The 19,963-nt window shown below is 70.8% G+C and carries 18 protein-coding genes and 1 pseudogene; 14 read left to right on the top strand and 5 right to left on the bottom strand.

What is annotated here, in order from left to right; translation table 11 throughout:
- Nucleotides 1-49 precede the first annotated feature (49 nt).
- The 6 genes from HA039_RS05965 (at nucleotide 50) to HA039_RS05940 (ending at nucleotide 4,876) form a co-directional block, all read left to right on the top strand.
- The gene (locus HA039_RS05965; protein ID WP_167024822.1) at nucleotides 50-667 is read left to right on the top strand and encodes a TetR/AcrR family transcriptional regulator; all 618 of its coding nucleotides are present in this window, start codon (nucleotides 50-52) and stop codon (nucleotides 665-667) included.
- 88 nt (nucleotides 668-755) lie between these two features.
- The gene (locus tag HA039_RS05960) at nucleotides 756-1,313 is read left to right on the top strand and encodes a GNAT family N-acetyltransferase (protein WP_167024819.1); all 558 of its coding nucleotides are present in this window, start codon (nucleotides 756-758) and stop codon (nucleotides 1,311-1,313) included.
- A gap of 255 nt (nucleotides 1,314-1,568) precedes the next feature.
- Nucleotides 1,569-2,408 (top strand): pentapeptide repeat-containing protein, encoded by an 840-nt coding sequence (locus HA039_RS05955; RefSeq protein WP_167024816.1) that lies wholly within the window; start codon nucleotides 1,569-1,571, stop codon nucleotides 2,406-2,408.
- Between the two features lie 333 nt (nucleotides 2,409-2,741).
- Nucleotides 2,742-4,082 carry an MFS transporter gene (locus HA039_RS05950; protein ID WP_167024813.1) on the top strand — a complete coding sequence of 447 codons (1,341 nt, stop codon included), beginning with the start codon at nucleotides 2,742-2,744 and terminating at the stop codon, nucleotides 4,080-4,082.
- A gap of 117 nt (nucleotides 4,083-4,199) precedes the next feature.
- Nucleotides 4,200-4,412 carry a hypothetical protein gene (locus HA039_RS05945; RefSeq protein WP_167024810.1) on the top strand — a complete coding sequence of 71 codons (213 nt, stop codon included), beginning with the start codon at nucleotides 4,200-4,202 and terminating at the stop codon, nucleotides 4,410-4,412.
- The gene (locus tag HA039_RS05940) at nucleotides 4,409-4,876 is read left to right on the top strand and encodes a DUF6221 family protein (protein WP_167024807.1); all 468 of its coding nucleotides are present in this window, start codon (nucleotides 4,409-4,411) and stop codon (nucleotides 4,874-4,876) included. The genes HA039_RS05945 and HA039_RS05940 overlap by 4 nt, the downstream gene beginning before the upstream one ends.
- A 33-nt stretch (nucleotides 4,877-4,909) precedes the next feature.
- Here HA039_RS05940 and HA039_RS05935 read toward each other — a convergent pair whose 3' ends face one another.
- Nucleotides 4,910-5,683, bottom strand: coding sequence for an IclR family transcriptional regulator domain-containing protein (locus tag HA039_RS05935; protein WP_167024804.1), 774 nt, complete (start codon nucleotides 5,681-5,683; stop codon nucleotides 4,910-4,912).
- Between the two features lie 111 nt (nucleotides 5,684-5,794).
- On the opposite strand from HA039_RS05935, the gene HA039_RS05930 reads away from it, so the two are divergent.
- Nucleotides 5,795-6,520 carry an alpha/beta fold hydrolase gene (locus HA039_RS05930; RefSeq protein ID WP_167024801.1) on the top strand — a complete coding sequence of 242 codons (726 nt, stop codon included), beginning with the start codon at nucleotides 5,795-5,797 and terminating at the stop codon, nucleotides 6,518-6,520.
- A 39-nt stretch (nucleotides 6,521-6,559) separates the two neighbouring features.
- Here HA039_RS05930 and HA039_RS05925 read toward each other — a convergent pair whose 3' ends face one another.
- Nucleotides 6,560-7,204: a winged helix-turn-helix transcriptional regulator gene (locus HA039_RS05925; protein WP_167024798.1), complete on the bottom strand. Its 645-nt coding sequence runs from the start codon at nucleotides 7,202-7,204 to the stop codon at nucleotides 6,560-6,562.
- 70 nt (nucleotides 7,205-7,274) lie between these two features.
- Between HA039_RS05925 and HA039_RS05920 the strand changes: the two genes are divergently transcribed.
- Both HA039_RS05920 and HA039_RS05915 read left to right on the top strand, forming a co-directional pair.
- Nucleotides 7,275-8,819 carry an MFS transporter gene (locus HA039_RS05920; RefSeq protein WP_167024795.1) on the top strand — a complete coding sequence of 515 codons (1,545 nt, stop codon included), beginning with the start codon at nucleotides 7,275-7,277 and terminating at the stop codon, nucleotides 8,817-8,819.
- A gap of 192 nt (nucleotides 8,820-9,011) precedes the next feature.
- Entirely contained in the window at nucleotides 9,012-9,950 is a 939-nt protein-coding gene (locus tag HA039_RS05915; protein WP_167024793.1) for a ketopantoate reductase family protein, read from the top strand.
- Between the two features lie 57 nt (nucleotides 9,951-10,007).
- On the opposite strand, the gene HA039_RS05910 is transcribed toward HA039_RS05915, so the two are convergent.
- Complete coding sequence (locus tag HA039_RS05910; protein ID WP_167024790.1) at nucleotides 10,008-10,835, bottom strand: MerR family transcriptional regulator; 828 nt, start codon at nucleotides 10,833-10,835, stop codon at nucleotides 10,008-10,010.
- Between the two features lie 139 nt (nucleotides 10,836-10,974).
- Here HA039_RS05910 and HA039_RS05905 point away from each other — a divergent pair, with 139 nt between their 5' ends.
- Nucleotides 10,975-11,337 (top strand): nuclear transport factor 2 family protein, encoded by a 363-nt coding sequence (locus HA039_RS05905; RefSeq protein ID WP_167024788.1) that lies wholly within the window; start codon nucleotides 10,975-10,977, stop codon nucleotides 11,335-11,337.
- Nucleotides 11,338-11,356: 19 nt separating this feature from the next.
- On the opposite strand, the gene HA039_RS05900 is transcribed toward HA039_RS05905, so the two are convergent.
- Together HA039_RS05900 and HA039_RS05895 are read right to left on the bottom strand one after the other, a co-directional pair.
- Nucleotides 11,357-12,106: an alpha/beta fold hydrolase gene (locus tag HA039_RS05900; protein WP_167024785.1), complete on the bottom strand. Its 750-nt coding sequence runs from the start codon at nucleotides 12,104-12,106 to the stop codon at nucleotides 11,357-11,359.
- 118 nt (nucleotides 12,107-12,224) lie between these two features.
- Nucleotides 12,225-12,920, bottom strand: a complete 696-nt coding sequence (locus tag HA039_RS05895; RefSeq protein WP_167024782.1) for a TetR family transcriptional regulator — start codon at nucleotides 12,918-12,920, stop codon at nucleotides 12,225-12,227.
- 92 nt (nucleotides 12,921-13,012) lie between these two features.
- Here HA039_RS05895 and HA039_RS05890 point away from each other — a divergent pair.
- The 4 genes and pseudogenes from HA039_RS05890 (at nucleotide 13,013) to HA039_RS34340 (ending at nucleotide 19,963) form a co-directional block, all read left to right on the top strand.
- A pseudogene (locus tag HA039_RS05890) lies at nucleotides 13,013-14,427 on the top strand (aldehyde dehydrogenase family protein).
- Nucleotides 14,428-14,461: 34 nt separating this feature from the next.
- Nucleotides 14,462-15,298: an oxidoreductase gene (locus HA039_RS05885; RefSeq protein WP_167024779.1), complete on the top strand. Its 837-nt coding sequence runs from the start codon at nucleotides 14,462-14,464 to the stop codon at nucleotides 15,296-15,298.
- 262 nt (nucleotides 15,299-15,560) lie between these two features.
- Complete coding sequence (locus HA039_RS05880) at nucleotides 15,561-16,862, top strand: MDR family MFS transporter (protein WP_167024776.1); 1,302 nt, start codon at nucleotides 15,561-15,563, stop codon at nucleotides 16,860-16,862.
- Between the two features lie 32 nt (nucleotides 16,863-16,894).
- On the top strand, nucleotides 16,895-19,963 hold the full coding sequence (locus HA039_RS34340; RefSeq protein ID WP_341830007.1) for a helix-turn-helix transcriptional regulator: 3,069 nt from the start codon (nucleotides 16,895-16,897) through the stop codon (nucleotides 19,961-19,963).

Raw genomic sequence — 19,963 nt, 5'->3', positions numbered from 1 at the left:
GAGACGCCGAGTTCTGTACTGCTTCGTCATCATGTCGTACAGTGCGCATATGGCCAGGCCACGGAGTTTTGATGAGCAGACCGTGCTCGACGCGGCGATGCGGCAGTTCCGGCTCACGGGTTACGCGGGGACCACGCTCGACGACCTCTCGGCCGCGACGGGTCTCGGGCGCGGGAGTCTCTACGCGTCGTTCAGCGGCAAGCACCCGCTGTTCCTCCGTACGCTCACGACCTACGCCGAACAGGGTCTGCCGACGCTGGAACGGTCCCTGGCGGGCCCGGACGAGTCGGCCATCGACCGACTCCGCGCGTTCCTGGTCGGCAGCGCGCACTCGGTGCTGGACGATGCCGAGCGCAAGGGCTGCATGGCCGGCCAGTTCGCGCACGAAGTCGCCGCACGGGACGCGGAGGCCGCACCCGTCATCCGGGACACGCTCCGCGGCCAGCAGCGCCTGGTCGCCGCGTGCGCCGAGGCGGCCCAGCGAGGCGGCGACCTCGACCCGTCGGCCGACCCGATGACGATCGGCGGCCTGGTCATCAGCCTCACCCGCGGCTTCGACATCATGGCCAAGGCCGGCATCGACCGCGACACGCTGGACGCGGCGGCGCGGCAGGCGTTCACCGGGCTTCCGCTCACGCCCCGGTACCGGGAGCGCCACCCCGCCTGAGGCGGCAGGCCCGTGGCCCCGGGCGGCACCCCGACGGGACCGGATAATCGGTGTTCCGCCCGCCCCGTGGGAACGCATCATGGTGCGCATGAGTGTGGTCACCCCCGTTCTGCGTACCGCTCGCCTGCGGCTGCGGCCCTTCAGCGACACCGACGCGGACGCCCTGTTCGCGCTGCACGGCAACACCCGTGTGATGCGCTACTGGGACTCCCCGCCGTGGACCGAGCGGGCCCGCGCCGACCGCTTCCTCGCGAGCACCCGCAAGGCCGCGGACGAAGGCACCGGGGTACGGGTGGCCGTCGACCGCGCTTCCGACGGTGCGTTCGTCGGCTGGTGCGGTCTGACCGGATGGAACCCCGACTACCGCAGCGCGTCGTTGGGTTACTGCCTCGACGAGGCGATGTGGGGTCACGGCTACGCCACGGAGGCCGCGCGCGCCCTGCTGGGTTGGGCCTTCGACACCCTGGACCTGAATCGGGTCCAGGCCGAGGCCGACACGCGCAACGACGCGTCCGCCCGGGTGCTGGAGAAGGTCGGGTTCGTACGGGAGGGGACCCTGCGGGAGGACTGCGTCGTGAACGGTGAGGTGTCGGACTCGTGGGTGTTCGGTCTGATCAGACGCGAATGGCACCCGTCGGCGGGGTGACGGGGCGGTCCGGGAAACGGTCCGGTGAGGGATCCGCGAACGGAGCCGAAGTCGCTGCGGTGGAACGGGTGTTCGGGGTCGAATGCAGGTATGCCTCCGACACCTGCCCGTCGCCCGAGCCCGAGCCCGCGCCTGCACCCGAGCCCGCGCCTGCGCCGTAGGACCCGTCCCGTAGCCCGGACCCCCGTCCGCCCGGGTGCGGGATCCGCCCGGCGTCCGCCGACCGCCCCCTCGGGTGAGGAACAGCACGGGGGATTGGACTGGGCGCGCAAGCTCGAACTGCTCACCGTGGTGATCGCCGCGGTCGTGGGGGTGGCGGGGCTCTGGTACTCCGGCGATCAGGCCCGGGACGACCGGGCGCTGGCCAAGGAGGGGCAGATCACCGATCGGTACACCGCCGCGGTCGGAAACCTCGGCAGCGACAAGGTGGACGTACGGCTGGGCGGCATCTACGCCTTGGAGCGGATCATGCAGGACTCCCGCCGCGACCACCCCACCATCGCCAACGTCCTCGCCACGTACGTCCGTACCCACGCGGCGAAACCCGCGCCCAGGAGCCAGGACGTCTCGGCCGACATCCAGGCCGCCCTCACCGTCCTCGCCTCCCGTGACCCGAAGTACGACGCCACCTTCCGCCCGAACCTCCGCGAAGCCCAGCTCGACAGCGTCGCACTGGGATCCGACAGCCTGACATCACCGGCGGCTCTCGGCGGCGCGGACCTGAGCGGCGCGGACCTGGGCAGCGCGTTCCTGAGCGGGGCGGACCTGCGTGACGCGAACCTGGCCCTGGCGCAGATGACCTACGCGGACCTGTGTGACGCGAACCTGAGCACCACGTTCCTGACCGGCGCGGACCTGCCCGGTGCGAACCTGTCCGGCGCGGACATGACCAGTACGGACCTGCGCGGCGCGGACCTGAGCGACACGCGCCTGCGCGGTGCGGACCTGAGCGACGCCGACCTGCGCGGTGCGGACCTGCGCGGCGCGGATCTGAGCCTCACGACCCTGGCCGGGACGGACCTGCGCGGGGCGAAGCACCTGACGAAGCGGATGCTCGACCGGGCCTACGTGGACGGCGAGACGCGGCTGCCGTGAAGCAGGACGGGCCGCGCGTCCGTCCCGCCGACGGGCCGCCTGCCCGGTTTGTACGGGGGCGGGTGCCGGCGGTTCATCCTCGGCGTGGAGGATCGGGGGGATCGGTGGACGCCCTGACGAGCGGATACGCGGAACGGTCACCTGCGGCGCGGTGGCGCCTCCGGTGAGGGACCACATAAGGGGAACGGTGCGAAACGGCAGGGGAAAGGCGCGGCGCGGGGTGTCCGGGGGAGGTGGACCAAGAGCCACGTCCGGGGCGCGGCAGCCGGCGGGGCGCAGGACGCGGGGACGGCCTGGGCACGGCCCGGCGCACGGAACCCGTGGAGCGGTCCGATGAGTGAGGACGACGGCAAGCGTGCCGGCGGTCTGCGGCGGCTGCTGACCGACCAGTCCATCGACACCCGGCCGCTCTCCCTGCCCGCCTTCCGGCGCTTGTTCATAGGCCAGGGCACGTCCTTCATCGGCTCGATGCTCACCCAGGTCGCGGTCCCGGTGCAGGTCTTCGACCTTTCGCACTCGTCGCTGGACGTCGGCATGGTCGGGCTCGCCGGGCTCGTACCCCTGATCGTGTTCGGCCTGTACGGCGGGGCCGTGGCCGACGCCGTCGACCGCAGGACGCTCTACCTCTGGTCCTCGCTCGGTACGTGGGCGGTGACCCTGGCCCTGCTCGCCCAGACCCTCCTCGGCGTCGGCCACATCGGGCTCATCCTCGCCCTGGTCGCGGCGCAGTCGGCCGGCTTCGCGATCGCCAGCTCGGCGCGGGGCGCGATCATTCCGCGCCTCGTCGAACCCGGCCTCATCCCGGCGGCGAACACCCTCAACTACGTCGTCGGCACCATCGGCGAAGTCCTCGGACCGCTCGTCGCGGGCGTCCTGGTCACGCTGCCCCACGGCTTCGCGTACGCCTACGGGGCGGACGCGGTGCTGTTCACGGCCGCGCTGTACTCGACGCTGCGACTGCCGTCGATCCCGCCCGACGGCGTCATCACCAGGATCGGCCTCAGGTCGGTCGGCGACGGGCTGAAGTTCATCGCCGGACGGCCGGTCCTCGTGATGAGCTTCCTCGTCGACCTCTGCGCCATGGTCATGGCGATGCCGCGTTCGCTCTTCCCGGCGGTCGCCCTGGAGCGGTTCCACGGCTCGGTCGGCCTCCTGTACGCCGCGATCCCGATCGGCTCGGTCGTCGCCGGGTTCGGCAGCGCCTGGATCGGCCGGGTGCGCCGGCAGGGCGCGGTGCTCGCGGGCGCGGTGATCGCCTGGGGGGCCGCCGTCGCGGTGTCCGGGGTGGCCCCGCAGTTGTGGCTGGTCGTCGTGTTCCTCGCCGTCGCGGGAGCGGCGGACCTCATCAGCGCGGTGCTGCGGCAGACCCTGCTCCAGACGTACGCCCCGGACGCGATGCGCGGGAGGTTGCAGGGGGTGTACACGGTGGTGGTGGCGGGCGGGCCGCGGCTCGGTGACCTGCGGGCGGGCGCGATGGCCGTCGCCTTCTCGGCGAGCATGTCGTGGACCCTGGGCGGAGTGGCCTGCGTGGTCGCTGTCGCGATCGGGGCGCCGCTCGCCCGGTCGTTCTGGCGCTACGACGCGGCGAAGGCGACGGGCGGGGACGTCCTCCGGGAGCAGCCCGGCGAGAACACGGCCGCCACCGGCAGCGTCCAAGAGCCGACCGCGCCCTGAGACCTCCCTGACCGCGCCCGGAGACACGGCCCTCGGCGGTGGACGGCACGTGGCGGGGTAGGCGTACCGCACCGTAGTCGTACAGGGACTTGTCAGCAGTGTGGAAGGGCCGGACACATGGACACCGCCAAGCTCGAACTCGCGGCTCAGCGCTGCAAGGACGCGGAGGAGGCCCTCGAAGCGGCCCGCGCGGATCTCCGGGCCGAGGCCGTCGCGGCACTCCGGAGCACCGACGAGCGCGGCGCGCAGGCCACGGTCGCCCACCTCACGGGCTGGCGGCGCTCGTACCTGCGACGGCTGCTCAGGACCGGCGGGGAGCGGAGCGCATGAGCAACGCCGACCTCGTGGCCTTCGTACGGGCCCGCCTCGACGAGCGGGAGGCCGTGGCGCGGGCCGCCCGGCCCACCACCGCCGACCCGACGGCCGGCCACTGGGTGGCCGCCCACCCGCGCGCCTCGCCGCAGGACGAGCCCGACCCCGACCTCACGGTCGTCGGCGCCCAGGAACCGGACGGGCGCGAGTGGATCGTCGCCGAAGCGGGCCGCGGGGAACGGTCCCCCGCGATAGCCATGTTCATCGCGGACCACGACCCCGACGCCGTACTCCGGCGCGTCGTCGCCGACCGCGTGATGCTCGACGCGTACGCGGACCTCGCCCACCTCGACGTCGACGGCAACAGCTACGACTACCCCTCCGGGCAGGCCGTCGGTCTCGGATTCGCCGTACGCCACCTCGCCGCCCTCGACGCCGGACACCCGGACTACCAGGCCACCTGGCTCCCCCGCTTCACCTAGTCCGGAGAGGGTTCCTGTCGGCCTGGCGGCCGCTCAGTGGTCCGCGCCGAGGAGGCGGGAGATCTCGGCGGCGCTGCTCAGGACTTCCGGTACGACGCGTCCCGCGAAGGTCTCGAAGGATTCGCCCGAGGTTCCGGAGGAGAGGGCCAGTGCGGCGACCACTCTTCCGGAGGCGTCGGTGACGGGTGCGGCGGCGGCGCGCCGGCCCACCTCGACGTGCTGGTCGACCGCCGCCCATCCCTGCGCGCGCACAGCGTCCAGACGGTCGGTCAGTTCTTCCGCCGAGGTGACGGTCTGGTGGGTCATCGGCGCGAGGTGGGCGTCCGCGAGGTAGTGGGCCAGGGCGTCCGGGGAGAGCCCGGCGAGCAGGACGTGGCCCATGGAGGTCGCGTGGGCGGGCATCCGCGTGCCGATCGCGAGATTCACGACCGTGGCCTGGTGGGGCTGGACCCGATTGACGTAGACCACGTCCGTTCCGTCGAGCGCGCCGAGCGACGCGCTGAACTGGAGGCGGTCGGTCAGGGACTCCATGACGGGCTGGGCGAGCCGGGGCAGGTCGATCGACGACAGGTAGGCGTAGCCGAGCCGCAGGACCCGCGGGGTGAGCGCGTATCGGTTGTTGTCGCTCCTGGCGAAGCCCATGCTCTCCAGCGTCATCATCACGCGCCGGACGGTCGGCTTGGTGAGCCCGGTCGCGGCCGACAGATCCCCCAGCGTCAGCCATGGTTCACGGTCGGCGAAGGCGAGCAGCGTCATCAGCCCCCGTTCGAGGGTCTGCAGATGGTCGCGTCGTTCGGGCTCGGGCATGACGTTCCTTGTCGCGCGTACGGTAGTGACCTAACCTGGGTGTACGCATTGCAGCGTACTCGTACGCATTGCGAACATCAAGATCCGGCCGAACCCGTGGGAGACGGCGACATGGCACACAGCCCGACAACGACCTTCGTACTGATTCCCGGGGCCTGGCACGGCGCCTGGGCGTGGACGCCCGTGGCCGGGCGGCTGCGCGCGGCGGGACACCGGACGGTGTCCCTGACCCTGCCCGGCCTGGACGGCGACCGGGATCCGGCCGGGCTCCGCCTGGAGGACGCCGTCGACTTCGTGGTCGCCGAAATCGAGCGCCGCGATCTCGGCGACGTGACCCTCGTGGCGCACAGCTGGGGCGGATACCCGATGACGGGGGCGGCGCACCGGCTGAAGGAGCGCCTCTCGAAGATCGTCTACTACAACGCCATGGTGCCCGCGCGAGGCGTGAGCGCACGCGATGAACTGGCGGGCAACGGTCCCGCCGCCGCCCGCGACACCGCGATCAGGTCCACCCCGGCGGCCTGGCTGCCGCCCCTCGACATTGTCCAGAAGACCCTGATCCAGGACGAACCGGAACCCGTCCAGCGACTTCTGTGGGAACTCCTCCAGCCCCAGCCCGCGCAGTACGGCGTCGGCTCCCTCGACCTGCCGGACGTCACGACCCTCGGTGTTCCGCTCGCCTACATCCTGAGCGAGAACGACCGGGGACTGGGACGGCCAGGAGCCGGCGCGGACTTCGCCCGCCGCCTCGGCGTCGACCCGGTCCTGGTCCCCGGCACCCACGAGTCCCTGCTCACCCACCCCGGCGAACTGGCCCAAGCCCTCCTCGGACCGTGACGGGGGCACGGCGCGAGGAGGAACGGGGTGGGAAAGCCGTCACGCCGGTTGCTGGGCGACCGGGCGTAGGCGGGGGAGCAGGTCGAGGCGGCCGGTGGCGGTCAGGCCCAGTTGGGTGGCGAGGTCGAGATCGATCTTGCCGGTGAGCAGTCCCAGGACCGAGCGGGGTGGGCCTTCCAGGGTGAGGTCGGGGTCGGTGGCGCGGCCGAGCCGGGTGTGGACGCGGCCGTTCCGCAGCTCGATGACGGCGAGTTCGCCGTCCGCGACGAGTTGGATCACCGCGGGCGGGCCGTCCGGCTCCGCGTCGGTGGTGAACCAGGCGGGGGCGTAGGCCAGCCACTGGGCCTGGAACGCGTCGTCGGGCCGTTCGTCGACCATGAACCGCAGCCCCCACAGCCCGATCTCCTTCAGGACCGGCTGGAGCGCGTGGCCGCTCTCGCTCAGCTGGTAGAGGGCGGTGGCGATGGGCGGCGGCGCGTCCTCGCGCGTGATCAGCCCCGCCGCTTCGAGTTCCTTGAGGCGGGTCGACAGGAGGTTCGTCGCGACGCCCGGCAGCCCCCGCTTCAGCTCCGTGAACCGGGACGGGCCCTGCAGCAGCAGCTCCCGGACGATCAGCAGCGTCCAGCGGTCCCCGATGACGTCCAGCCCGCGGGCTATCGAGCAGTACTGACCATAACTACGCATGAACAAAGCGTACTGCACGACTTAAAGTGTCGAGTAGAAAAACTCAACCACGCGGGTGTACTTTTAAATCATGACGCGTACGCCATCCAAACCGCTCGTCCTCGTCGCCCTGCTCCTGGCCTCGTTCGTGATCAACCTCGACACGACGCTGGTCAACGTGGCGCTGCCGACCCTGACGCGCGAGCTGGGCACGTCCACCTCACAGCTGCAATGGGTCGTGGACGCCTACAACCTGGTGTTCGCGGCCCTGCTGCTGACCTCGGGCAGCCTGTCCGACCGCTTCGGCCGCAAGGGCATGCTCATGGCCGGACTCCTGGTGTTCGGGGTGGCGAGCTTCGTCGGCGGGTACGCGACGACACCGGCGGAGCTGATCGCGGCCCGGGCGGTGATGGGCCTGGGCGCCGCGATGACGTTCCCGGCGACCCTCGCGCTGCTCACCAGCGTCTTCACCAGCCGCAAGGAACGGGCGCTGTCGATCGGCCTGTGGGGCGCGACCGCGGGCGTCGCCATCGCGTTGGGGCCGATCGTGGGCGGCTTCCTCCTGGAGCACTACAGCTGGGGGAGCATCTTCTACACGCTCGGCCCGGTGTCGCTGGCCGTCATCGCCCTGGTCGCCCTCTACGTACCCAAGTCGAAGAGCCGTGTCGCGCACCGCCTGGACTACCTCGGCCTCATCCTGTCCGCGGGCTTCATGGGGCTGCTCGTCTACACCATCATCGAGGCCCCGAGCCGGGGCTGGACGTCCACGGCCACCCTGGCCGGCTTCGGCGGCTCCCTGGTGCTGCTGATCGCGTTCATCGTGGGCGAGCGCCGCTCCGCGGAGCCCATGCTCGACGTACGGCTCTTCCGGGACCTGCGCTTCACCGCCGCCAGCGTCTCGGTCACGATCTCGTTCTTCACCCTCTTCGGATTCATCTTCCTGATCACGCAGTACTTCCAGTTCATCCGCTCCTACAGCCCCCTGTCCACCGGCGTCCACCTGCTGCCCGTCGCGGTCTCCGTCGCCATCGGGTCGACCCTCGGGACGAGGCTGGCGGTCCGCGTCGGCACCAAGGTGATCGTCACGGTGGGGCTGGCCCTCCAGGCGCTCTTCTACTTCTGGGTCGCCAGCGACATCTCCCCGACCCTCAGCTACGGGATCATCGCCGGCCAGATGATCGTCTTCGGCCTGGGCATGGGCCTCACGTCCGCCCCCGCGACGGAGTCGATCATGGGCGCGGTCGCCGGGGACCAGGCCGGCGTCGGGTCCGCGGTCAACGACTCCACCCGCCTCCTCGGCGGCACCCTCGGCGTCGCGATCATCGGCAGTGTCTACGCCACCCAGTACGACGCCCGGCTCACCAGCACCCTCCCGGCGTCGGTGCCGCCCGAACTGAGCGACCTGGCCCACCAGTCCGTCGGAGCCGCGTTCGGCGTCTCCGGCCAACTCGCCGCCCACGGCCAGGCCGCCCTGGGCGGAGCCGTACGCCACGCCGCCACCGGAGCCTTCGACCACGGCCTGACCATCGGCTGCCTGGTCGCGGCCTTCGTGGCCGTCGCGGGCGCGCTGTTCGCGGGCGTCTACCTGCCCGCCCAGCCCCCGCGCCACCCCGAACAGGAACACCGGCCCGCATGACGGGACACACCGTCAGAACCGGACCACCGCCGCCGTCCCCCTGCTGCTCACCCTGCACATCACCTCCCTGCGCCGCCTGAGGGCCATCAAGCGGGGACGGAAGGGCACAGCCGGAACCACCACACCGAACACGGAAGCGGCACTCGTCCACTCTGCGGCGTCCGCCGCGCACAACACCTGAAGGAGCGCGTCATGAGGACTTTGATCGTCGGTGCCGGTGCTGTCGGCGGCTTTGTGGGAGGACGGCTGGTCCAGGCCGGACGGGAGGTGCACTTCCTGGTCCGCCCCGGCCGCGCCGAACACCTCCGGCAGCGCGGCCTGCGCATCGTCGACGGGGGCCAGGCGGAGGGGATCGCGGTCAACCCGATCACGGCCGACGCCCTGAAAGGGACGGAAGAGCCGTACGGCCTGGTGCTGCTCTCGGTGAAGCCGGACGCGCTGTCGGCGGTCATGGACGACATCGCGCCGGTCGTCGGGTCGGCCACCGTACTGATCCCCTTCCTCAACGGCGTGACGCATCTTGAGAAACTGACGGGGCGCTTCGGCGAGTCCCTGGTCGGCGGCACTCTCAGGATCGTCACGCAACTCGACGACGACGGGGACATCCGCCAGTACGCGCCCGGTGGGCAGATCGAGATCGGTGAGCTCGACGGCAGGCGGAGCAGCAGGGTGGAGGAGGTGGCCGAGACCCTGACCATCCCCGATTTCAGTGTCGCCGTGAGCACGGACATCGTCGGCGCGATGTGGCAGAAGTGGGTCATGATCGCCACCGTCGGGGCGATCACCTCCCTGGCCCGCGGCACCATCGGGGACGCCGCCGCCCTCACCGACGGGGAGCGGTTCGCCACCGTGACCCTTGAGGAAGCGGCCTCGGTCGCCGCCGCGTCCGGCCACGGACTGAGCGAACCGGCCCACGCCGCACTCCACCAACTGGTCACGGCGACGGGGTCCGGCATGACCTCGTCCCTCTCCCGCGAGCTGGCCTCCGGCCGTCCCACCGAGGTCGAGAACGTCCTCGGCGACCTCATCCGCCGAGGCCACGCCGCGGGCATCGCCGTACCCCGCCTGGAGGCAGCCTCCCTGACCCTGCGCGCGCACAACCGACGACTCACCGCCACGCCGGGAGAGTGAGGGGTCCGGCGGGGTTGCCGAAGGGAGTCCCGCAGGGTTGTCGAAGCCGCCGCGCGGTCACCCGGGCGGAGCGTGTTCGGCGCGGAAGATGGGCCAGCCGATCTCGGTGATCCATTCGGAGGGGTCGGGGCTGTTGCGGGCGTCGCGCACGTAGTACTCGCGCAGGGGGCCGGCGACGCTGATCTCGTGCCGGACGGTGTAGGCGCCGAGTTCGCCGTACGTGAGGTCGGCGTCGTCCAGCGGGCCGTGGTGGGTGATGACCGCGAGTTCGGCGGCCGGGACGAGCAGCGGCTCGACGCGGCCGATGGGGCGTACGGGTCCCTCGACCGGGACGAAGACCGTGGCCCGGCCGTGGTCGTCCTGGAAGAGCTCGCTCGCGTACAGGCCGCCCGGGGGACCGGTCGGCTCCAGGCCCTGGGCCAGGACCGCGGCGTGCAGTTCCCCCAGCGCGCCCTGCCACCAGGGCAGCAGGTCCGCGCGGTCCACGGCCGCGGTGACGGCCATGGCCGGGCAGGGCGGCACGGTGCGGTGTTCGATGGAGGCCGCCGCCGGGCGTTGCAGGAGGTTGCGCAGGGATTCGATCGCGGAGCGGGTGTGGGCGAGCTTCACTTCCAGGCGGTCCAGGTGGGTGGCGATCACTTCGCCGCGCGCGGTCGCGTCCGGGGCGGCCAGGACGGCCTTGATCTCGGCGAGGGGCAGGTCCAGGTCCCGCAGCCGGCGGATGACCTGCGCGGTGGGGATCTGCTCGGGCCCGTAGTGGCGGTAGCCGGTGTCCGGGTCGATCTCGTCGGGTTCCAGCAGGCCGACCTGGTGGTAGTGGCGCAGCGTCTTGACGCTCAGGTGGGTCGCCCGTGAGAAGTCCCCGACCGTCAGAGTCTGCCGCATGGTTCCAGTATCGACCCTCCCCCTGCGGGAGGGTCGACCCGCGGATCGGGTGTTGACTCTCCGGTCGCGGGAGCGCCGAGGGTGGTGATCAGGCCGCCGGAACGGCGGCCGTGAACCCCGTACCAGGGAGGTCCTTCCCATGTCCGACACCACGCTGCTGCTCCCGGTCCTGGCCGAGCACGTCCGCGCCGTCAACGCGTTCGACGAGGACGCGATCTTGGCCACCTTCACCGAGGACGCCTTCGTCAACGACGCGCGCCGCGAGTTCCGCGGGGCCGCCGCCATCCGCCGCTGGGTCGCCAAGGAGCTCGTCGGCGACAAGGTCACCCTGGAGGTGACGGAGGTCGTGGACCACTACGGCGACCAGATCGTGCGCGCCCGGTACGACGGCGAGTACGACAAGACCAACCTGAAGGGTGATCTGATCATGAGCAACTACTTCACGGTCGCCGACGGCAAGATCACTTCGCTGATCGTCATCCGTAACGAACCCGCCTACTGAACCCGGGCAGGCATGCCCCTCACCCGGCCTGTCCGACCGCGCTCCAGAACCGTTCGAGCGCGGACGTGGTCCTTCCCGTGTGGTCGTACATCCACCAGTGGGTGAGTCCGTCGAGCACCTCGAAGCGCGCGCCGAGCCGGTCCGCCACCTGGCGGGAGAGCCTCGCGTCGTCGACCTGGTCGCGGGTGGGCAGGAGGATCATTCCGGGGGCCGGCGTCGGGGTGTGCGCCTGGGCCCCCCAGTCGGCGGAGACGTTGGGTACGGCCGAACGGTAGAGCCCGAGGATGCAGCGGCTCATGGTCTCGTCGTGGCCGGCGAACATCCGCGCGGCCGCCTTCTCGGGGACTCCCTGGCCGACCTGGAGAGCCCCCGCCTCCTGGGGGGTGGAGTGCCGCCTGCGCAGCAGCATCTCCTCGCCCGCGCCGGGGGTGATCAGCGTGGTCGCCCAGGCGTAGTTCCAGGTGAAGTCCGGATGGAACACGCTTCCCCCGTCACAGGCCCAGCTCCTCAGCGGTACGTCGCCGGCGGTGGCGACGCGCAGGGTGAGCAGCGCGCCCCAGTCGTGCCCGACGAGGTCGACGGGCTCCTGGAAGCTCTTCAGCTCGTCCGCCAGCCAGGAGGCGTACGCGTCCTTGGTCGGGGTGAAACCCGCGGGCAGGGCGGTGCCGAACCCGGGCAGCGCGAGCGCCACGGAGTCGCCGCCCAGGCTCTCCCGCAGGGCATCCCAGACGACGGGGGTCTCCGGGACCCCGTGGACGAACACCCGCATGGTTGTTTCCCTTCAGGAGGCGGAGGCCGGTCCCGCGTCGGCCGCGCCGGTCGGATCACGAGGGGTCAGGGGTACGGGACCGTCGCCGCGGCCCCCGAGAGAGAGCGGAACGGGGTACTCAGGTCGACTCGAGCATGCTCCAGTCCGGTGGTTCGGGGTGGCCGGGAGCGGTGAGCCCGAGCAGCACGACGCCCAGGATGTATTCGAGCGTCGGTCCGAAGTGGAGGGCGACGTGCCCCCATTCGGGGACCTGCTCGTACAGGGCGGCCAGGGTCGGCGTGGGGTGGGACAGTTGCCAGAGGTTGCCCGCCAGCGCCGTGGCCGCGGCCAGTACGGTACGGGCCTCCATCACGCCCAGCTCGTCCGACGCGTCCGCGAGTGCCCGGCTCATCGTGTGGTGGGCCTCGAACGCCTTCGTCTTGAAGCTCCGGGCGCGCTCGATGTCGACGCCGCCTTCGAGGCTGAGCGGGACGTGCGTGAGGAGGTCGCACAGGACCGGGTCCGCCGCCAGCGTCGAGGTGAGGCTGTGCGCCAACTCCTCCCGGGTGCGCCGCCGTCCGTCGCCCAGCTCGGCGCACAGCCGCTCGGCCCACGCGAGGCCCCTGGTCTCCGCGAGTTCGAGCAGCAGCTCCTCCCGGGAGCTGAAGTAGCGCCGCAGCGCTGACGGGTCCAGTCCGACCGCCGCGGTGACCTGCGACAGCATCAGCTCGCGCACGCTCGTACGCGCGGCGATCTCGTAGGCCGCGTTCAGCAGGTCATGACGGCGCCGGGCCTTGTCCTCCCCGGATCTCGCTCGTTGTCGCGGTGTCTCCATGCCCTCCAGTTTGACGCAAGCGGCTTGCGTAATCCAGTCGGGCGATCTAGCCTGGATAACGCAAACCACTTGCGATAAGGGATGGGCGCGTCATGGAACACATCACGACCCACTACATCAACGGCACCTTCACGCCCTCGCACGGGCAGCGCGTGAGGGACGTCGTCAGCCCGGTCACCGGCGAGCTGATCGGTGACGGCCTGCTGGCGGACGTCGAGGACACGCGTGCCGCGATCGCCGCCGCGCGGGAGGCGTTCGCGCAGTGGTCGGCGACGAGCGTGCCGGAACGTCAGGGCTACCTCCAGCGCCTCGCCGACGCGATCGACGCGCACCGCGACGAGCTCGGTGAGGCCATGTCGGCCGAGTACGGGGCGATCTCCGCGTTCACCTCGGGCGTCGTCGACGCGTCCCGGGACTGGTACCTCCAGGCCAAGGACGTGATCGGGCGCACCGTGTTCAGCGAGCGGGTCAACACCGCGCAGGTGAGGCGGGTACCGGTCGGTGTCGCCGCCCTGATCACGCCGTGGAACGGCAGCGCCTGGTTCATGGCGGTGAAGTCCGCCGCCGCCCTGGCCGCCGGCTGCACGGTGGTGATGAAGCCGAGCGAGAACAGCATCCTCCAGTCCCACGCCTTCGCCCGGGCCGTCCACGACGCCGGACTGCCCCCGGGTGTGATCAACATCGTCTACGGGCTCGGCGACGACGTCGGCAACGAGCTGACGACCAACCCGGACGTCGACAAGATCTCCTTCACCGGATCCACCCCGGTGGGCAAGGCCATTGCCCGCAGCGCCGTCAACACGATGAAACGCGTGACCCTCGAACTCGGCGGCAAGGCCCCGACCGTCGTCCTCGACGACGCGGACTTCGACGACGCCGTCCAGTACGCCCTGACGGTGTGGCTGTTCAACAGCGGCCAGGCGTGTGTCTCCGGAGCACGCCTGCTCGTCCCCGAAAGCCGGATCGGCGAGGTCAAGGGGCTGATCCTCGACAAGATCGGTTCCTTCAAGGTCGGACCCCCGCACGACCCCGGGAGCATGGTCGGCCCGATGGCGACCCAGGCCCACTTCGACCGCGTGCAGTCCTACATCCGCCTCGGTCTCGAAGAGGGCGCGACCCTCCTCACCGGCGGCGAGGGCCGCCCCGAAGGGCTCGACGCGGGCACCTTCGCCAGGCCCACCGTCTTCTCGACGTCACCCCGGACATGCGGATCGCGCAGGAGGAGATCTTCGGCCCCGTCCTCAGCGTCCTCACCTACCGGGACGACGAGGAGGCCGTACGTATCGCCAACGGCACCGACTTCGGACTCCAGGCCTACGTTCTCGGCGAGCCCGAGCACGCCCACCGCGTCGCTCTGCGCATCACGGCGGGACGCGTCGCCGTGAACGTCATGCCCGCCGACTCCGAGGCCCCCTTCGGCGGCCTCAAGCAGTCCGGCATCGGCCGGGAGTTCGGGCACTACGGCATCGACGAGTACCTCGAACACACCAGCGTCTTCAGCAACTGACCGACACCCGACCCGGCACGAAGGAGCGACAGGGATGACTACACAGGTAGCGCTGATCACAGGTGCCTCCTCCGGCATCGGCGCCGAGGTGGCACGCAAGCTCAAGGCGAAGGGCTACACCGTCTACGGCGTGGCCCGGCGCGCGGACCGGCTCGCCGACCTCGACAAGGACGGAGTCCGGACGTTCGAGATGGACGTCACCGACGACGCCTCGATCACCGCGGGCGTCAAGCGCGTCCTCGCCGAATCCGGGCGCATCGACGTGCTGGTCAACAGCGCGGGCTACGGCCTGCTCGGCTCGGTCGAGGAGACCTCGGTCGACGACGGGCGCCACATGTTCGAGGTCAACGTCTTCGGCGCGATGCGCCTGACCCAACTCGTGGTCCCCCACATGCGGGAGCAGCGCTCCGGCAGGATCGTCAACGTCAGCTCGATCGGCGGGAAGATCTACAGCTCCCTGACCGCCTACTACAACGGCAGCAAGCACGCCCTGGAGGTGATGAGCGACTGCCTGCGCATCGAGCTCGGACAGTTCGGCATCGACGTCGTCGTCGTGGAGCCGGGGGGCGTCCGGACCGAGTGGCCCGAGATCGCCGCCGCGCACGTCGAGAAGAACTCGGGCCAGGGCCCCTACGCCCACCAGGCCCGCGCGGTCGCCGAAGGGCTGCGGCTCTCCGAGACCGGAAGCCGGCTCTACGTCCCGGCCGGGGTCGTGGCCGACGCCATCGTCAAGGCGGCGACCACCAGGAAGCCCAAGACGCGCTACCCCGTCGGCTACGGCGCCAAGGCGATCATCACACTCCGCCGGCTGCTCTCCGACCGCGCCTACGACTCCATGGCCCTGCGGGCCTCCCGCGGCTCCCGAACCTGACCCCCTCGTGGCGACCCCCGCGGCGGTCGTGCGCCACCCGCCCGGAAGGGAACGCAGGCGCCGCCCACCTCACCCTCACGGAAGAGGAATCCGCACGGATCGACGCACCGAAGGTCAGCGGCGACCGCGACGTCTTAGAAGTCGCGGACCGCGTAAGACGTCCTGGCTCCGGAAGTAAGCCATCCACCCGATGCGCCTCCCCCGCCCCGGAAAGCAACCTGGCACCACAAGGACACACGTTGCCTCCGGGGAGGAGTTCGTCTTGTCTCGCGTTCGACACGTCATGGCCAGTGGTGTGCGGGGTTTTCCTCCGGGGTTCTGGTGGCTGTGGTCGAGCACCCTCGTCAATCGGCTGGGCACCTTCGTCTTTCCGTTCCTGACGCTCTACCTGACCGTGGAGCGCGGATACTCGGCCGGCGGGGCCGGCCTGGTGCTGTCGGTCTACGGCATCGGCGCGACGGCGGGAGCCCTCCTGGGCGGCGAGCTGACCGACAGGGTCGGCCGCCGCACCACGATGGCCGGTGCGCAGCTCGCCACCGCCGCAGCCACCGCGGCCCTCGGCCTGGTGACCCAGGTCGCCGCGATCACCGTGCTGGCGTTCGCCGTGGGAGCGGCGGCGAGTGTCTCGCGTCCCGCCGTATCCGCGATGATCACGGATCTGGTCGGGCCGGCCGACCGGTTGAGGGCGTTCTCCGTCAACTACTGGGCGATCAACCTCGGCTTCGGACTGTCCGCGGTGGCGGCGGGCTTCATCGCACAGGGCGGTTACGTCTGGCTGTTCGTCGGAGACGCGGTCACCACCCTGGCGTGCGCGATCATCATGTGGATCAAGCTGCCCGAGACGCGGCCCGCCGCCCCCGAACCCTCGCCGACGGTCAACCGGGCGGCGAAGCCGGCGGCGCCCTTCGCCGAGGTCCTCCGAGACGCGCGCTTCATGGGAATCACCGTGCTCGCGTTCGTTCTGTGGATCATCCTCTACCAGGCCTCCACCTCCCTTCCGGTCTCCATGGCGGACAAGGGCCTGGGAGCACACACGTACGGACTTGTCATCGGAGTCAACGGTCTGCTGATCGTGCTCCTTCAGATGCCCCTGACGCGCCTCGTGAAAGGCCACAGCAGGAGGCGTTCGCTCGCTCTCAGTGCGGCGCTGATCGGCGGCGGGTTCGGCCTGACGGGCCTCGCCGGGAGCGCGGCCCTCCTGTACGCGGCAACGGTGGCGGTATGGACGCTGGGTGAGATGATCTACACCCCGGCGTCCTCCGCGGTCGTCGCCGATCTCGCCCCGGAACACTCGCGCGGGCGCTACCAGGGAGTGTTCGGCTTCGGCTCCTCGGCCGCCACCTGCGTCGCGCCCCTGGTCGGCGGACTGATCCTTGACCATGGCGGATCCTCGTTCCTGTGGAGCGCGTGTGCCGTCCTCGGCGCGGCCGTCGCCCTGGCCTTCCTGCTGCTCCTGCCGCGACAACGCCTAACCGACGCCGACGGCGCGGTCCGGGAGACCGTACGGAAAGCGAAAGCAGCGGATAGGGGCAGCGCCGACAAAGAGAAAACCCCCTTGGCGTAACGGCCATTTCCGGCGAGCGGGGAAGAGGCCGCATGCCCCGGGAAAAGACTCGGACGACCGTTATGCTGGACGGCATGACAAGCGCGCCCGTCAGTTCCAGGTTCGTAGGACGAGGGGACGCTCTCTCCGCCCTTGCGGCCGCACTGCGTCGCAGCGACCAAGGCGTCCCCCAGAAGGTGTTGATCAGCGGGGAGGCGGGCGTGGGAAAGACCCGGCTCGTCGAGGAATTCGCCGAGACGGCTCGCATTCAAGGGGCATGGGTGGCCGTCGGTGAATGCATCGAGATCGAGGCGGGCGGACTTCCGCTCCAGGCATTCACCACGCTCCTGCGGTCGTTGCTGAGCCGGTCCACCGAAGAAGTGGCCCCCTTCCTCGAAGGATTCGAGGAAGAGCTGTCCGGCATCCTGCCGGAGTGGGGGAGAAGCAGCCTGATCACCGATCCGGGCGAGGGGCAGGGCCGACTCTTCGCCCTCATGGGGCAGTTGCTGGAACGGCTGGCCGCGGAGCGCACGGTCATCGTCGTGCTGGAGGACCTGCACTGGGCCGACGCGTCCACCAGGTCCATGCTGACCTACCTCTTCCGGACCCTGCGTCAGGGGCGCCTTCTGCTGGTCGCGACCTACCGTTCCGACGACCTGCACCGGCGGCACCCGCTGCGCCCCTTCCTCGCGGAATCGGACCGGCTGCGCAGCGTCGTGCGCATTGATGTGCCGAGATTCACCCGGGACGAGGTGAGGGAGCAGGTGAGGGAGATTATCTCCGCCGATCCGGAACCTTCCGAAATCGACCGGATCTTCGCGCGTTCCGACGGGAACGCCTTCTTCGTCGAAGAACTCGTACGGGCCTTCGACGTCAACTCCCGGGCTGATCTGAGCGACTCACTGCGCGGTCTCCTGCTGGCAAGGATCCTGTCGCTTCCGGAGAACGTACAGAAAGTTGTCGGGACCGTTGCGGAAGGGGGTGCCCATGTCGAATACGACCTGCTCCGCAGGGTGTCACCGCTGCCGGAATACGATCTGATCGAGGCGCTCCGAGTCGCGGTGGACGCACAGATCCTGTGGCCGACCCGCGACGGTGACGGCTATCGGTTCCGCCACTCGCTGGTGCGGGAAGCCGCGGATCAGGAGCTACTGCCGGGAGAGCGTGCCCGGTTGAACCGGCTCTACGCCGAGGCCGTCTCGGCGGACCCGTCGTTGGTGCCGGCCGAGGAGCGGACCGCGCGTCTCGCCACCTACTGGTACGTCGCCCGCGACGCGAAGAACGCTCTCGTGGTGACGTTGGAGGCGGCGGTCGAAGCGCGCCGGCGATACGCGTACGCCGAGCAGTCCCAGTTGCTGGAACGCGCGATGGAACTCCGGGAGATCGTTCCTCCGGATGCCCTCCCGACACGCGACCACCCCGGCCACCCCGACTACCCGGACCAGCTCGACCTGATGGCCGACGCAGCGGTCTCCACGCGCCTGTCCGGGGATCGGCAACGGGCCCTCAGCATCGCGAAGCAAGGCACATCCACGGCGGAGGCCCGGGCCGACACCCAGCGAGCGGCGTGGTTCTGGATCCAGCGCTCGGAGCTGGTCCAGGAACTCGGAATGGGCACCGGACGGCAAGAGCTCGATCAGGCACACGAGTTGGTACGCCGCTCGCCGCCCTCCGTCTTTCACGCCGAAGTCCTGGTGGCCGTCGCCGCCTGGGGCGCGCGCCACGAGCCGGGCCCGGAGAGCCTGGCCGACGCCCAGCACGCGGTGGAGTTCGCCCGTCAGGCGAAAGCGGAACACACCGAACTGCACGCACGGGTGATCCGCGCCTGGCTCACCGCCTCGGCCGGTGGGTTCGACGAGAGCATCGAGGATCTGTACCGAGTGCGCCGGACGGCCCAGGAACTCGACTCGGTCAGTGCGCTGGGCCGGGTGAGCATCACCCTGCCGTCGACACTGGAAGCGGCCGGCCGTTCGGCGGAGGCCGTCGCCGCGGGGGAGGAGGGCATCCGTACCTGCCGCGCACGAGGTCTCACCAACACCGAGGCGTGGGTGCGATGCAACCTCTCGCAGTCCCTGGCTTCCCTGGGGCAGTGGGAGCCGTCCCGACGCGCCGCGGAAGAAGCGGCGAGAATCGCCAACTCCCGCAAGGCGCGCGCCCTCGTCGCCCTCCGTCTGACGCAGATCGCGCTGATGCGCGGCGAGGTGAAGGAGTCCAAGCGCCAACTGGCCCTCGCCCGCGGGCTGTTCGGTACGGACGATCCTCAACCCCAGTTCCTCATCACCCCGGCCGAGGTGGCGATTCGCATCGCCGCGCTGGAGGGCCGACTCGCCGACGCACGAGCGGAGTTTGCCCGTATCGTCTCCGTCGGCTTCCCCGCGGGGACCGAGCAGTACGCCCTACCGCTGCTGTGCGCCATGGCCGACGTGGAGGCGAAAGCCCGAGGAGCGTCCGGCCCCGACGCGGACCCCGAACGCGAGAGCGTCCTCGCCACCATCCGTCGGCAATCCGCGCTGGTACGGCCTTTGGCGCCGGTCTGGCATGCGTATCACCTCCTGCTGAAGGCCCAGGTGCGGCGAGCGGAGGGAACGGCGAACGCCGAGGACTGGGCAGAGGTAGCCGGTGCCTTCGCCGGACGGGACCGGCCCTACGAACAGGCCCTCGCGAGGACCCAGTGGGCGGCCGCCCTCCTCACCGCGCGAGCCGACCGCGCCGCGGCGGCCGAACAGCTCACCGAGGCCTACCGGGCGGCGAGGCTCCTCGGGGCCCGCCTCCTGATGGACGAGCTCCTCGCCCTCGCGTCGCGCTCGCGCATCAGCCTCGATGCCGGAACGGCCGATGCCGAACCGGACGATGCCGCCGCCCAGAACAGCGCCGCCTCCACCGCCACGCCGGACGCCGACGCGACGGCATCGTTCGGGCTGACCGCGCGCGAGATCGAGGTGCTGCGACTCCTCGCCGAGGGGAACAGCAACCGCCGGATCGGGGAGGAGCTCTTCATCTCCCCGAAGACGGCGAGCGTGCACGTCTCCCACATTCTGGACAAGCTGGGATTGTCCAGCCGCGGCGAGGCCGCGGCACTTGCCCACCGTCTGGGGCTGGCGGCCGCCGAGGAGGCAGGCTGA

The sequence above is a fragment of the Streptomyces liangshanensis genome (genome assembly GCF_011694815.1).
GTDB lineage: Bacteria > Actinomycetota > Actinomycetes > Streptomycetales > Streptomycetaceae > Streptomyces > Streptomyces liangshanensis.
The sequence above is the reverse complement of the archived record's forward strand: the minus strand, read 5'-3'. Positions and strand labels throughout refer to the sequence as shown.

What these genes read in the sequence shown, in the direction of transcription:
- HA039_RS05965 (WP_167024822.1), top strand. Translation starts at nt 50, where the DNA reads ATGGCCAGGCCACGGAGTTTTGATGAGCAGACCGTGCTCGACGCGGCG.
- HA039_RS05960 (WP_167024819.1), top strand. Translation starts at nt 756, where the DNA reads ATGAGTGTGGTCACCCCCGTTCTGCGTACCGCTCGCCTGCGGCTGCGG.
- HA039_RS05950 (WP_167024813.1), top strand. Translation starts at nt 2,742, where the DNA reads ATGAGTGAGGACGACGGCAAGCGTGCCGGCGGTCTGCGGCGGCTGCTG.
- HA039_RS05945 (WP_167024810.1), top strand. Translation starts at nt 4,200, where the DNA reads ATGGACACCGCCAAGCTCGAACTCGCGGCTCAGCGCTGCAAGGACGCG.
- HA039_RS05940 (WP_167024807.1), top strand. Translation starts at nt 4,409, where the DNA reads ATGAGCAACGCCGACCTCGTGGCCTTCGTACGGGCCCGCCTCGACGAG.
- HA039_RS05935 (WP_167024804.1), bottom strand. Translation starts at nt 5,683, where the DNA reads ATGCCCGAGCCCGAACGACGCGACCATCTGCAGACCCTCGAACGGGGG.
- HA039_RS05930 (WP_167024801.1), top strand. Translation starts at nt 5,795, where the DNA reads ATGGCACACAGCCCGACAACGACCTTCGTACTGATTCCCGGGGCCTGG.
- HA039_RS05925 (WP_167024798.1), bottom strand. Translation starts at nt 7,204, where the DNA reads ATGCGTAGTTATGGTCAGTACTGCTCGATAGCCCGCGGGCTGGACGTC.
- HA039_RS05920 (WP_167024795.1), top strand. Translation starts at nt 7,275, where the DNA reads ATGACGCGTACGCCATCCAAACCGCTCGTCCTCGTCGCCCTGCTCCTG.
- HA039_RS05915 (WP_167024793.1), top strand. Translation starts at nt 9,012, where the DNA reads ATGAGGACTTTGATCGTCGGTGCCGGTGCTGTCGGCGGCTTTGTGGGA.
- HA039_RS05910 (WP_167024790.1), bottom strand. Translation starts at nt 10,835, where the DNA reads ATGCGGCAGACTCTGACGGTCGGGGACTTCTCACGGGCGACCCACCTG.
- HA039_RS05905 (WP_167024788.1), top strand. Translation starts at nt 10,975, where the DNA reads ATGTCCGACACCACGCTGCTGCTCCCGGTCCTGGCCGAGCACGTCCGC.
- HA039_RS05900 (WP_167024785.1), bottom strand. Translation starts at nt 12,106, where the DNA reads ATGCGGGTGTTCGTCCACGGGGTCCCGGAGACCCCCGTCGTCTGGGAT.
- HA039_RS05895 (WP_167024782.1), bottom strand. Translation starts at nt 12,920, where the DNA reads ATGGAGACACCGCGACAACGAGCGAGATCCGGGGAGGACAAGGCCCGG.
- HA039_RS05885 (WP_167024779.1), top strand. Translation starts at nt 14,462, where the DNA reads ATGACTACACAGGTAGCGCTGATCACAGGTGCCTCCTCCGGCATCGGC.
- HA039_RS34340 (WP_341830007.1), top strand. Translation starts at nt 16,895, where the DNA reads ATGCCCCGGGAAAAGACTCGGACGACCGTTATGCTGGACGGCATGACA.